Genomic DNA, 12,117 nt, shown 5'->3' with positions numbered 1-12,117 from the left:
CTACTGACACTTTGTCAGCAGTCTGAAAAAACTTAACCATAGGTTAAGTTTTATATTCCGTAATGAATTATATGCTTATTTTCCTTTATTGCACCATCAATTTTCTTAATTAATTCATCCAATTCATTAGATTTAAATTGTTTGTTTGCACTAATAATAATTTTTTTAAATTCTTTTAATGACCTTGGAGGTATGATTGTAGTTCCACAATAATCTAATCCTAATGCTGGATGTTTTTTTACATGAAAATACGTTTTTAAATTACCTAGTTCTTCTAAGTATCCTTTCATTACCTCATCTATTAATTCATCACTAATGGATATACAATTATACTTTTCTGGTTCATAATCACTATACCATTTGTTTTCTTCAAAATAATCTATTACTCCAAAGTCATGATTTGCTACTATCTATTCCTCCTTTAAATTCCATTCTAATTAATAGTACGTACTTCTAAAATAATACTATTATTATATATTTATTCTTACATTTAATTTTTATTAAATTCAAACTTCTATCTTCAAATTGATTAATTACAAGTTTTTTTACAAACTTTATATCAGTAAATTTCATTCCTAGAAACTATATTTACAATACACACAATAAAATATCTTTTTATATTTATGTCAAATTATTAATTTTTCACCTATCTTGCAATGTACAATAGATTGCCTAAATTTTATCTCTCTATCTTCTATTATAAATAGTTAAAACAAAAAAAGAATAACAGAAATTTAAATTGAGTAAATTTCTGTTATTCTTTTTTATTTTTTACTACAACAATTACATTCAAAACAATCTTGTAATAAATCACTTACAGCATTAGTTAATTGACAATTTGTGTTCATTAAATAACTGTTCATTGCTTGATTATTCCACCAATACATAAACAATACTATAAATATTAAATTCATATATTGCGATGTATAACACTGAAATAAGTTTAGAAGTTCACAATAGTAAAATGTATCGTCAACATCACTAACATTCCCAGTATCGCTTGTATTGTTACAGCAATATTCATTCAAATCATCTTCATCTAAGTTTCTAATAATATCATCTAAACTACATGATGTATTCCAATTACTCATTTTCTTATTCCTTATACAATAACTGTTATATTCCCATGATATGACATTTTTCTTTTTTTCGTTACATTTCCTTAAAAATAGATAGAGACTATTAAATCAACTGTTAATAGTCTCTATTTTTAAAGCTACTTTATTTCAATCTTAAAAGTATCTTCATTACCATCATTATTATTTTTTATTGCTTTTACCTGAATTCGAACTTGAACTTTTAGTTTTACTAGAACTTATTGATTTCTCAATTATAGTATAAAATATAGCATCTTCTATAGGAATATCTGAACTATCTATAATTTCAATAGTAGTATCATCAGTTAAACTAAAATGTTTACCATCAATTATATAATCCACATTTTTATTATTATCTAAAATATTATAATCCTTATTAAAAAATAGATTTTCCTCTATTCCCTTCCCTAACTTATTATAGTTTTCATCATAAAAATATAATATATGCTTTAACTTCCAAAAATCCTGCAACTTTTCTTCACCAATATATCCTGTTGTATTACCATTAGAATCCTCTACTTTACCTAATCTATTAATAGATATATTAAATAATTTTTCCTGTGTAAATCCTAATCTTTTTATTTGACTTTCCTCTTTAATAACAGCTCCATTAACATCCTTTAATTTTAAAGTGTCCCCAAAAACAGGAAATAACTTCCCTGTAACTTCTCCTATTAAAACTCCATCACTCAATATATAGTAATGCTTTCTAAATGAAAATAACCTTTTCTTCATTGTAATTTTCTTTGAATTATACAAAATTTCTTCTAATGTCTGTTCATAAGGATTAACTTTATCAGTAAATTCAGTTCTTAAAATTTTATTTTGTTGTATCCTACTTCCTAAAAAAACTAATAAAATTACTACTCCAACCATTATAATTATATTTCTAATAATCTTTTTTGCTTTTGTCATTGTATCCCCCTATGTCAAAGACAACTATTATATTTTAAAGACTTTTTACTTATCTTTTATTCTAGTTCACCATCAAACCCCAATATACCTTGCCCTAAATTATATAAATTACTAAATCCTTCTTCACTTAACATCTCGCAAGCAAGTGCACTTTTATGTCCTGCTTTACAATATACAAGTATAGGATCATCTTGATGCTCTTTTAAATCTTCAATTTCCCATTCTAATTCTTCAACAGGAATATTTATAGCATTATGTATTTTCCCTGTTTTATACTCACTAAACCTTCTTACATCTATAATTAATAGTTCTTTATTTTCCTTTATTAATTTTTTTGCTTGTTCACTATTTATACTTTTATATGAATTCATCATTCTACCTCTTTCTTCAATTTTCATTTGTATTAATTATAAATAAATCTCCCATTTAAGGTCAATTTATATTTTTTAATATATAAAAATACTTCAATATGTTTTTAATTCACATTGAAGTATTTATATATTTATGCTTCTGCTTTTTTAATATTTAACTCTTCTTTATCTTCATATACTAAGTGCTTCATTCTCTTAAAATAAGTAAATCCTAGTGGAATAACTGCTGCAAACCATGCCACTGGATCAGCTAAACATATTCCTGTAAACTCTAAATATCTTGGTAAAGTAAATGCAACTATAGCTCTAGCCACAAGTTCATATACTCCTGCCATCATTGGTACAAATGATTCGCCCATACCTTGAAGAGCATTTCGATAAATAAATATTAATCCAAGTGGTATAAAGAAAATCGCTGATATATTAAGTACCTCTTGAGCATATTTTAGTATTTCTGCATCTGGGTTACTTATAAACATCATAACAAAATATTTCCCTAGAAATATTAATACTGCCCCTGCGATAATACTTGTTATTATTGAAATCTTAGTACATGCTTTAACGCCATCTTTTATACGCTTATAATTTTTAGCTCCTAAGTTTTGTCCACAATAAGTAGCCATAGCAACACCAAATGTAATTGCTGGTTGCATTACAAGTTGAAGTGCCTTTGAAGCTGCTGTATACGCTGCAATAACTGTTGATCCAAATACATTTAATGCAGCTTGAACTGTCATAATTCCAATTGCAGTTATTGAAAATTGAAGTGCCATAGGAATTCCTACTTTTAAATGTTTATGATAATATCTCTTTTTAACTTTAAAATCTTCTTTTCTAAGTCTCAATATAGTAAATTTCTTATATGTATATATAAAACATAATATTGCGGAAACGCCTTGTGATATAATCGTTGCATATGCCGCTCCAGCTACGCCCATTTTAAAGTTAATTATAAATACTAGATCTAACACTATATTTAATACTGATGAAACAATTAAAAAGTATAGAGGTGTCTTACTATCACCTAAAGATCTTAATATACTTGCAATCATGTTATAAGCAACTGTAGCAATACATCCTGCATAAATAATTATGATATATGTAGTAGCATCTTTCATAATATTTTCAGGAGTATTCATTAATCTTAATAATGGCTTAGCTGAAATTACACTTACCAAAGTAACTACAATTACAGAAATAGCTGTTAATATGATAGCGCTTCCTACAGCTTTTTTAAGTCCCTTTTCATCCTTTGCTCCAAATCTTTGGGAAACTAAAACTGCAAATCCACTAGTTAAACCTGTTACAAATCCATTAACTAAAAACACCATTGATCCTGTAGAACCAACAGCTGCAAGTGCTTCTACTCCTACAAACCTACCAACTATTATTGTATCAACCATGCTATAAAATTGTTGAAATATGTTACCTATTAATAATGGTATTGAGAACATTAAAATTAATTTAACTGGATTACCTTTAGTCATATCATTAGTTTTATCATGTCCCACTATTTTTTCTACCCCCTATTTTCATTTCTCAATTTAATACAATATCATTTTTTAATTAATATTGCAAAGGAAATTAAATATTAATTTTAAAATAAAAAAGGGCTACATTTAAAACATAATGAGCCCCTAATATTCAAATTAAAAATTTTTAAAATAACCTTATTTTTAAATTACCTAATTTTTTAATTCTTCCCCTATTATTTTAATTCCTTTTTCTATTTCCTTTAATGATAATCTAGATAACCCTAATCTTAATGTATAATCTCCAGCATTATCCATAGAAAAAACATCTCCTGGAGTAAATATTACTCCTTTTTTATAGCATCGATTTAATAGTTCTCTTCCAGTTATTCCCTCTATTCCAATATAAATATGAAGCCCACCTTCTCCCCAAATAAATTTAGGATTAACATATTTATTTATACACTTTAATGCAAACTCATATCTTTCTTTATATGATTTTCTTACTTTTTTAATTTGTTTTTCAAAAGCACCTGAACGTAAATATTCATAAAGTATACCTTGATCTAAAAAAGAGGTGTGAATATTTTTACATCTCTTTACACTTTCTAATATATTTATAACTTCTTTATCTGCAAGCAACCATCCTACTCTTATTCCCGGAAATAATATTTTAGAAAAACTTCCTATATAAACAACACCGCTTCCACCTTTATCTAATGCTGCAATAGGACTAACGTGAGTACTATTGTATAAAAGTTCTTCATTGAACCCATCTTCTATTATAGGTACATTATATTTCTTAAATAAATTGTACACTTCAAAGCGTTTTTCACCTTTAAGCACAATTCCAGTTGGATTATGGTATGATGGTATTAAATATCCAAATTTAATCTTATTATCTTTAAGCTTTTCTTCAAGTTCAAGAATATCTATACCATCTTCATTCATTTTAACTCCAACAACTTCAATTCCATGCACCTTCATGATTTTAATCGAAGTATTATGAGTTGGATTTTCACAAATAATCTTATCTCCTGGACTTGTATATGCTTCACATAACATTTCAAGCCCTTCAGTAAATCCATTAGTTATAATTATATCTTTACCTTCTATATCAACACCTTTGCTTTTCATATACTCTAAAAGATATTCCATAAGAGGTTTATATCCTTTTGCATAACCATAATTCAAAAGCTTATGTCCTTCTATAGAAATTCTATTTAAAAATGCTTTTTTAAACTCTTCCATATCAAATAATTCCCCATCTGGAGATATACTTTTAAAAGATATTAAATTTTTTTCCCATGGTATCTCACTTTTAACTATATCAAGCTCCAATGCCAATTTACCATAATTATTTACCTTGTCATTCCAAGAAATCTGCCAGCCCTCTTCAGTTTTTGACTTACTAGGAGATATAAATGTTCCCTTGCCTTTAACAGTATATACTACTCCTTCATCTTCAAGATTTTCATAAGCTGTTATTATAGAATTACGACTTACACCTAATATTCTAGAAAGTTCTCTTGTTGCAGGTAGCTTTCCATTAGCCACAACCATATTATTATTTATCATATTTTTTATATAATTTTCAATTTGTAAATAGATAGGTTCATCTTCATTAAAATCTATACTAGAAAATATCAACCTTTTCAACTCCTAAACTAATGAATATTCAATTATTTTATCTAACAATTCACTAAAACTTAATCCCCTTGCATTTGCACTTTTAGGAATTAAACTTGATTTTGTCATTCCTGGAAGTGTATTTACTTCAAGCATATAAGGAATATTATTACTTACTATCATATCAACTCGTGCATAGCTCTTGCAACCTAAAACATTCCAAACATTTTTAGAAATTTCATCTACCTTCTTTTGAAGCTCTGCCTCTAAAAATATTATTTCTTCACTGGCTCCACTTTCATTATATTTAGAAGTATAATCAAAAAACTCTCCCTTATTTGCTTTTATAACTACCGTTGGAAAAACCTCACCATTTAAAATAAAAGAAGTTATCTCATAACCACTAATATACTTTTCTATAATTATTTCTTTATCATATTTTAACCCTTCTCTTACAGAATTCTCTACTTCTTCTTTATTTTTCACCAAAAATGTTGCAACACTAGAACCCCCATTATTAGGTTTTATAAATACTGGATATTTAAACTCATTTATCTTTTCATAATTAATGTCATCTATTGATTTCACTGTGAACCATGGAGCTGTAGGAACTCTTATAGTACTTACTATTCTTTTTGTTAGCGCTTTATTCATACAAATTGCACTACATAGCACACCACACCCACTATAAGGAATACCCATTGTTTCTAAAACTCCTTGTATAGTTCCATCCTCTCCAAACCTACCATGCAATGCTAAAAATGCAAAATCTATTTCCTTTACTTTTTCTATTACTTCGTCTTTTGAGTTTATTATTATAGGAATTATATCTTCATAATTTTCTTTATTTAAATTTTTTATTACCTGTTCTCCTGACTTTAAGCTTATTTCTCTTTCAGTTGATACCCCACCCATTATTACTCCTATTCTCATAAAAATCCACTCCTCTTTTTTACTATTTATTTTTATTGTATGGATTTAAATGAAAATAAAAAAGCACCACACCTTAAGTATTTTCTCAAGGTTGTGGTCTTATAATTATTATTTATTTAATTTTATCTTATAGAATTTTTCTATTCCCCCAATAAGTGAATTTTGAGTATATACTATAACTTCTTTTTCATCTTTTCCTATAACAACTGTTGGGGGTTCACCTATATACTCCTCTTCAATGTTTAATTCACATAATGTTAAAGGCTTTTCTATTCCCATACCATTAATTTTAGCTACTTTTATATATGCCATTTTATTAGTATATTCACAATAATAAATCTTATCTTTACTTGGAAATAAGCCTATATAACTAATATTAAGTGAATCTTCTTCTTCAGACTCATAAGATATATATTCAAATAACTGACTTTTTTCTTCAGTATTAACATTATATATATCAACACTAGTTCCTTCTCCTAAAGCTCCTAATAATATAACTCTTTCTTCATCTATTGGTAAAACAAACCCAAAATCACCTATTTCTCTTTCTTTTTCTATACTACCGTTATCCAAATTAGCAATTAATAAGGTTGTTGGTAATGTCGCACTATCTATATTTGGTAAAGCTGATAATATAGCCTTATCTCCTAATAAATTTATTCCGCTAATAGCCTTATATTCTTCTGGAACTTCTATACTACCTTCAGTTTCATTAGTAAGATTGTGCCATATAATATTTGTAACCACTCCTTCATCATTAATAACTTGTTCAAATAGTATATTTTCTGCTAAGGTATATTTATTACTTCCATTTCCTATAAGTGTACGCTCAATTTCATATCCTTCTTCACTAAGATAATTTCTTATTATAACTTTATCTTCATTTTCACTTATACTTTCTACATAAAACTGAATACTTGAATTTCCTAAATCCTCATATCTTTTGCTAATTAAATATTCAAGGTTAGCAGTATTTTCTTCTACATTAACTAAACCATAAAGAGCTAGATTTTTATCTATATTAGGTTCTATTTGTTCTACTACTAAATCTCCATTTTCATCTATTTTTAATGAATATTGATTATCAACTAAAGCAGTTTCAAAAACAATTTCTGTTGTTTCTTCAATTTTTAAATCACTTTTACTACTTACATTTTCTTTTGATATTACTAAGTTTTTATTTTCTTCAATAACGCTTGTACTACATCCTACCATTGTTACTGATACACTAATAAATACCGCACTTATTAATGCAATGATTTTTTTTCTATTCATTTTTTCATCCCCTCGTCATAAATACCCTGCTTAATTTATTTTTACCATTTGCACTTTATTTTTGTCATAATTATTTATAGTTTTTTATACATTATCTTAATTAACTTATAATCTAATGTATAATTTTACAATAAGTACATATTTATAGTATATTATTATTTCATAGTAATAATCAATACGTTTACTTATATTAAATTAATAATTCACATTTACTTCAGATATAAAATAAATTTTATTATACTTTATTAAAATAATACTACTACAAAATAAAACGTCTAATAAGAATAATAAAATCTCATTAGACATTTTTTGCTTATTAAAATTTGAAAATAATCACTACCTTATTCTCTTAATAAACCATTTTATTTTTTACCTAATTACTTATTATCAGTATCTCCATCCTCCCCTACTACATCAGATAGATCAATATAAGAATTATTTTCAATAATATTGAATTCATCCTCAACAAATTCATCATTTGAAAAATCATCATCTATTTTAAAGTTTTCTAAATCTCTACTTATATTAATTTCATCGTTATTGATTCTATTGCTTGATAAATTTTCATAATTTTTTAGTTCTAACTTATCCAATATATCTTTACTCATAATATTCCTCCTAAACTTAAAATATTTAAAGTTATTAATATTTATTATTCCTTTAGCATTTATATTTAATCACTAATTTAAAATAAAAAATTTTATTTACTATCTTAAATGTAAATTAAAAACTTGATATATTATCTCTATAATCGAAATATATTTTATTATACTTTATATAATATTAATGATAGCTACTATACGTAAATAATTTTGGAAATCTCTTCATATAAATATTGACTTTCTTTTATTATTAGTAGATAATTATTATTAGTTAATAAACAAATAGTTTTATGGAGGTTTTTATGAATAATAATTTAAATAATTCTTGGAAAGGTTTTAGAGAGTTAGTACTAGTAGATAAAGTAGACGTATGTCCTAGTATAATTTCTTTTTATTTTAAAGCAAAAGATGGAGGCAAGCTTGTAAAGCATAAAGCTGGTCAATTTTTACCTTTTAAAATTAAAACAGATGATCCAAAATATAAAGATGTAATTAGAACCTATAGTCTATCAATGTTTCCTAATGAAGATATTTATAGAATAAGTGTTAAAAAAGTTGATGGTGGCTTAATTAGTACTTACTTACACGAAAATCTTAATATCGGAGACTCTATCGAAGCAATGATCCCTACAGGGTTATTTACTATTAATAATAAAAATAATGATATAGTTTTAATTTCAGGTGGTATAGGTATTACACCTTTATTATCAATGCTTTATGAAGAATCGTCTATAAGAAATAATATTCACTTTATTCAAGCTGTACAAAATTCTAGCCTACATCCATTTAAAGAGGATATAGAATCTATTGCTAAAATTAGAGGAGTTGAAAATACTGTTTTTTATTCTAATCCTTTAGATACTGATAAGGAAGGCATTGACTATAACTTTACTGGTTATGTAAATAAAGATTTCTTTGAAAAAAATATCAATTTAAACTCAGATTTTTATCTTTGTGGACCACCTCCATTTATGAAAGCTCTTGAAAATACTTTACTTGAACTAGGTGTAGATAAAAGTAAAATTAATTATGAATTATTTAGTAACTAGCTTTTCTTTCTCATATAAAAAATAATAACAAATAAATTCATTTATAAACACAAACGGCAAATAAAGATAATTATAATATTATTTTACTTTTATTTGCCGTTTTGCATTTCTTTATACGCCTTCAAAGATCATGTCTTATTTTTATTCATTAAAATATTCTCATATAGTAATTTCTATTAATAATTATATTTCTTTATATTTTCAAATTTAACTTTTATAAAAATGAAAGTTTTTTTATTTTTTATTCATAATAATTCTTTTTATTTTTTTACTTTTAAAACGCTTTCACTCTTCTCCTTTGAAAATAAGCACTTCCATTAGATAGCCCTATTGTATTTTTTTATATACTATGGTAAAATATAAAATTAAATGCAAGTTTTATTTTTTTTAATGCATTTTTCAAACAATAAAAAGGGGGCATTATTATGAAAAAAAAATTAGGTTTAACAACAAAAATCTTTATTGGATTACTACTTGGGGCAATTTGTGGTATTATCCTTTATAGATTTGTTCCATCTGGATTCTTTAGAGATGATTTCTTAATTAATGGTGTATTTAAAGTTATAGGTAAAGGTTTCTTACGAGCTATGCAAATGCTTGTTGTTCCATTAGTATTTTGTTCACTTGTTTGCGGTAGTATGGCAATTGGTGATACGAAAAAACTGGGTAGGGTTGGAGTTAAAACAATGATTTTTTATCTTATAACTACAGCTATAGCCATAACTTTAGCAATTCTAATTGGTAAAATTATAAATCCTGGAATCGGCCTAGATATGAGTAGTATTCAAATTGCAGAAACTACAGTAAGTGAGTCTAAAGCATTAAGCGATGTGCTTTTAGATATAATTCCAACCAATCCAATATCTGCTTTAGCAAATGGAAATATGCTTCAAATAATTGTTTTTGCTATATTAATTGGAGTAATTTTAGCAATGCTTAAAGAAAAGGGAACTGTTGTTGCTACATTTCTTTAGTCAATTTAATGAAATTAAGATGAAAACGACAATGATAGTTATGAAGGTAGCTCCAATTGGTGTATTTTGCTTAATAGCAACTACATTTTCAACTATAGGTTGGAGTGCTTTTACTCCAATGCTTAAATACATTTTTGCAGTAATGTTAGCATTAGTAATTCAATGTTTAGTAACATATATGGCAATGCTTAAAGGATTTACTAACCTTAGTCCAATAAAATTCTTAAAGAAGTTTATACCAGTTATGAGCTTTGCATTTTCAACTGCATCATCAAATGCAACAATCCCATTAAGTATAGAAACTCTTGATGATGAAATTGGTGTTTCAGAAAAAATATCATCTTTTACAATTCCATTAGGAGCAACAATAAATATGGATGGTACTGCAATAATGCAAGGAGTAGCTGTTGTATTTATTTCACAAGCCTTTGGAATAGAACTTGGGTTAAATGCTTATCTTACAGTTATATTAACAGCAACATTGGCGTCTATTGGAACTGCTGGGGTTCCTGGTGTTGGACTTATAACATTATCTATGGTTCTTAACTCTGTAGGATTACCAATTGAAGGTATTGGTATAATTATGGGTATTGATAGAATACTTGATATGACTAGAACTGCAGTAAATGTTACAGGCGATGCTATTTGTACTACTATCGTTGCAAAGCAAGAAGGCGAATTTGACGAAAAAGTTTTCTACTCTGATGAAAGCATAATAGATAACGTAGTTTCATCATAATTAAAAATATTACAGAACTTATCTTAAAATATATAGTTCTAAAAATAAAAACTACTTTTATAATAAAATTAAATACGATATAGTAGAAAATATAAATACCCAATATGAATAATTAATTCTTATTGGGTATTATTTATTTGAAAACTCAAAAATAATTTCTTAATTCTAGATTTTATACTTCATTTTCAATATTTTATTAGTATTTATCTTCTCTAACTAAATATTTATTTCCATCCATATCTTTAAATGAAAACATACTTCCATACGGCATTTTCATTATATCTTCAACTTCAACTTTATTTTCTTGCATCTCCTTATAGGTTGATTCTATATCACTAGTGCTCAGTATTACGTTAGGGTGATCTACACTAGCATTTGGATTTTGCATCTTCATCATATTTTTATCATATAAAACAAAAGTAGTAAATTCATCGTCACTTGGTCCAACTTCTATCCACTTCATATTAGGACCCATTGCTTGCTCAAATTTAACAATAAAATTTAATTTTTTAGTCCAAAATTCTTTAGCTTCTTCTTGATTATTAACATAAATCGTTATTTTACCTATTTTATTTATCATTTGTCTTCCTCCTAAATTATTTACAATAATATAAATATTGCTTTATTTAGCCTATATCGAACTTAGGTTCTTATTATATATTGTTTTTCTATTTTTTCATAGTATATTTTTTTACTTTTTTCATATTATTCATTTAAAATATGGTATAATCTATTTTTATATAAACTTATATAAAAGATTAAATAGTTAAATATATATATCATTAACATAAATATAATATTATTTATATTTTAAAATTACTAAATATGAGGTGCTTAAAATGAATAAAAATATTGAGATTATGAAAAAACTTATTGAAGAAAAAAAAAGTAAAGGTACTAATTCTAACAAAGGAATAAAACCTCAAAAAAGTATTGGTAAAGTTTCAAAGGGCGCTAGAACTGGTAACGGTGGTGGATTATTCGATAAATAATTTTTATATTAATAGGCAGTAATATTATTATTTTAAATTTATTACTGCCTATTTCACTAATTTTTTTAA

12 protein-coding genes and 1 pseudogene are annotated in these 12,117 nt (G+C 25.9%); 3 read left to right on the top strand and 10 right to left on the bottom strand.

Annotated features, from left to right (window positions below; all coding sequences use genetic code 11):
* Positions 1-50: 50 nt before the first annotated feature.
* The 9 genes from HMPREF0216_RS06575 to HMPREF0216_RS06535 all read right to left on the bottom strand — a co-directional run bounded on the left by HMPREF0216_RS06575 (position 51) and on the right by HMPREF0216_RS06535 (position 8,300).
* Positions 51-290 (bottom strand): hypothetical protein, encoded by a 240-nt coding sequence (locus HMPREF0216_RS06575; protein WP_005212751.1) that lies wholly within the window; start codon positions 288-290, stop codon positions 51-53.
* Positions 291-764: 474 nt separating this feature from the next.
* Positions 765-1,091: a hypothetical protein gene (locus tag HMPREF0216_RS06570; RefSeq protein ID WP_005212747.1), complete on the bottom strand. Its 327-nt coding sequence runs from the start codon at positions 1,089-1,091 to the stop codon at positions 765-767.
* Between the two features lie 168 nt (positions 1,092-1,259).
* Positions 1,260-2,012, bottom strand: coding sequence for a hypothetical protein (locus HMPREF0216_RS06565; protein ID WP_005212745.1), 753 nt, complete (start codon positions 2,010-2,012; stop codon positions 1,260-1,262).
* A 56-nt stretch (positions 2,013-2,068) separates the two neighbouring features.
* A complete protein-coding gene (locus tag HMPREF0216_RS06560) occupies positions 2,069-2,383 on the bottom strand; it encodes a rhodanese-like domain-containing protein (protein ID WP_040419197.1) in 315 nt (104 codons plus the stop codon).
* A gap of 131 nt (positions 2,384-2,514) precedes the next feature.
* Positions 2,515-3,870, bottom strand: coding sequence for an MATE family efflux transporter (locus HMPREF0216_RS06555; protein WP_040419216.1), 1,356 nt, complete (start codon positions 3,868-3,870; stop codon positions 2,515-2,517).
* 198 nt (positions 3,871-4,068) lie between these two features.
* Positions 4,069-5,502 (bottom strand): aminotransferase-like domain-containing protein, encoded by a 1,434-nt coding sequence (locus tag HMPREF0216_RS06550; RefSeq protein WP_394371328.1) that lies wholly within the window; start codon positions 5,500-5,502, stop codon positions 4,069-4,071.
* Between the two features lie 15 nt (positions 5,503-5,517).
* The gene (locus tag HMPREF0216_RS06545; RefSeq protein ID WP_005212739.1) at positions 5,518-6,417 is read right to left on the bottom strand and encodes a D-alanine--D-alanine ligase; all 900 of its coding nucleotides are present in this window, start codon (positions 6,415-6,417) and stop codon (positions 5,518-5,520) included.
* Between the two features lie 108 nt (positions 6,418-6,525).
* Positions 6,526-7,692, bottom strand: coding sequence for a hypothetical protein (locus HMPREF0216_RS06540; RefSeq protein WP_005212737.1), 1,167 nt, complete (start codon positions 7,690-7,692; stop codon positions 6,526-6,528).
* A gap of 377 nt (positions 7,693-8,069) precedes the next feature.
* Positions 8,070-8,300, bottom strand: coding sequence for a hypothetical protein (locus HMPREF0216_RS06535; RefSeq protein WP_005212735.1), 231 nt, complete (start codon positions 8,298-8,300; stop codon positions 8,070-8,072).
* A 296-nt stretch (positions 8,301-8,596) separates the two neighbouring features.
* On the opposite strand from HMPREF0216_RS06535, the gene HMPREF0216_RS06530 reads away from it, so the two are divergent.
* Both HMPREF0216_RS06530 and HMPREF0216_RS06525 read left to right on the top strand, forming a co-directional pair.
* Positions 8,597-9,343, top strand: a complete 747-nt coding sequence (locus tag HMPREF0216_RS06530; protein ID WP_040419193.1) for an FAD-binding oxidoreductase — start codon at positions 8,597-8,599, stop codon at positions 9,341-9,343.
* Between the two features lie 425 nt (positions 9,344-9,768).
* Positions 9,769-11,056 (top strand): annotated as a pseudogene (locus HMPREF0216_RS06525) (dicarboxylate/amino acid:cation symporter).
* Positions 11,057-11,252: 196 nt separating this feature from the next.
* Here HMPREF0216_RS06525 and HMPREF0216_RS06520 read toward each other — a convergent pair.
* The gene (locus tag HMPREF0216_RS06520; RefSeq protein WP_005212729.1) at positions 11,253-11,636 is read right to left on the bottom strand and encodes a VOC family protein; all 384 of its coding nucleotides are present in this window, start codon (positions 11,634-11,636) and stop codon (positions 11,253-11,255) included.
* Positions 11,637-11,895: 259 nt separating this feature from the next.
* Between HMPREF0216_RS06520 and HMPREF0216_RS17315 the strand changes: the two genes are divergently transcribed.
* On the top strand, positions 11,896-12,048 hold the full coding sequence (locus HMPREF0216_RS17315) for a hypothetical protein (RefSeq protein ID WP_005212727.1): 153 nt from the start codon (positions 11,896-11,898) through the stop codon (positions 12,046-12,048).
* Positions 12,049-12,117: the final 69 nt, after the last annotated feature.

It is taken from the genome of Clostridium celatum DSM 1785 (assembly GCF_000320405.1).
GTDB classification, from domain to species: domain Bacteria; phylum Bacillota; class Clostridia; order Clostridiales; family Clostridiaceae; genus Clostridium; species Clostridium celatum.
This window is presented reverse-complemented; position numbering and strand designations above follow the sequence as displayed.

Bases quoted from the DNA above. Each gene is read 5' to 3' on its own strand.
- HMPREF0216_RS06575 (WP_005212751.1), bottom strand. From the start codon at position 290: ATGAAAGGATACTTAGAAGAACTAGGTAATTTAAAAACGTATTTTCAT.
- HMPREF0216_RS06570 (WP_005212747.1), bottom strand. From the start codon at position 1,091: ATGAGTAATTGGAATACATCATGTAGTTTAGATGATATTATTAGAAAC.
- HMPREF0216_RS06565 (WP_005212745.1), bottom strand. From the start codon at position 2,012: ATGACAAAAGCAAAAAAGATTATTAGAAATATAATTATAATGGTTGGA.
- HMPREF0216_RS06560 (WP_040419197.1), bottom strand. From the start codon at position 2,383: ATGAATTCATATAAAAGTATAAATAGTGAACAAGCAAAAAAATTAATA.
- HMPREF0216_RS06555 (WP_040419216.1), bottom strand. From the start codon at position 3,870: ATGACTAAAGGTAATCCAGTTAAATTAATTTTAATGTTCTCAATACCA.
- HMPREF0216_RS06545 (WP_005212739.1), bottom strand. From the start codon at position 6,417: ATGAGAATAGGAGTAATAATGGGTGGGGTATCAACTGAAAGAGAAATA.
- HMPREF0216_RS06540 (WP_005212737.1), bottom strand. From the start codon at position 7,692: ATGAATAGAAAAAAAATCATTGCATTAATAAGTGCGGTATTTATTAGT.
- HMPREF0216_RS06535 (WP_005212735.1), bottom strand. From the start codon at position 8,300: ATGAGTAAAGATATATTGGATAAGTTAGAACTAAAAAATTATGAAAAT.
- HMPREF0216_RS06530 (WP_040419193.1), top strand. From the start codon at position 8,597: ATGAATAATAATTTAAATAATTCTTGGAAAGGTTTTAGAGAGTTAGTA.
- HMPREF0216_RS06520 (WP_005212729.1), bottom strand. From the start codon at position 11,636: ATGATAAATAAAATAGGTAAAATAACGATTTATGTTAATAATCAAGAA.
- HMPREF0216_RS17315 (WP_005212727.1), top strand. From the start codon at position 11,896: ATGAATAAAAATATTGAGATTATGAAAAAACTTATTGAAGAAAAAAAA.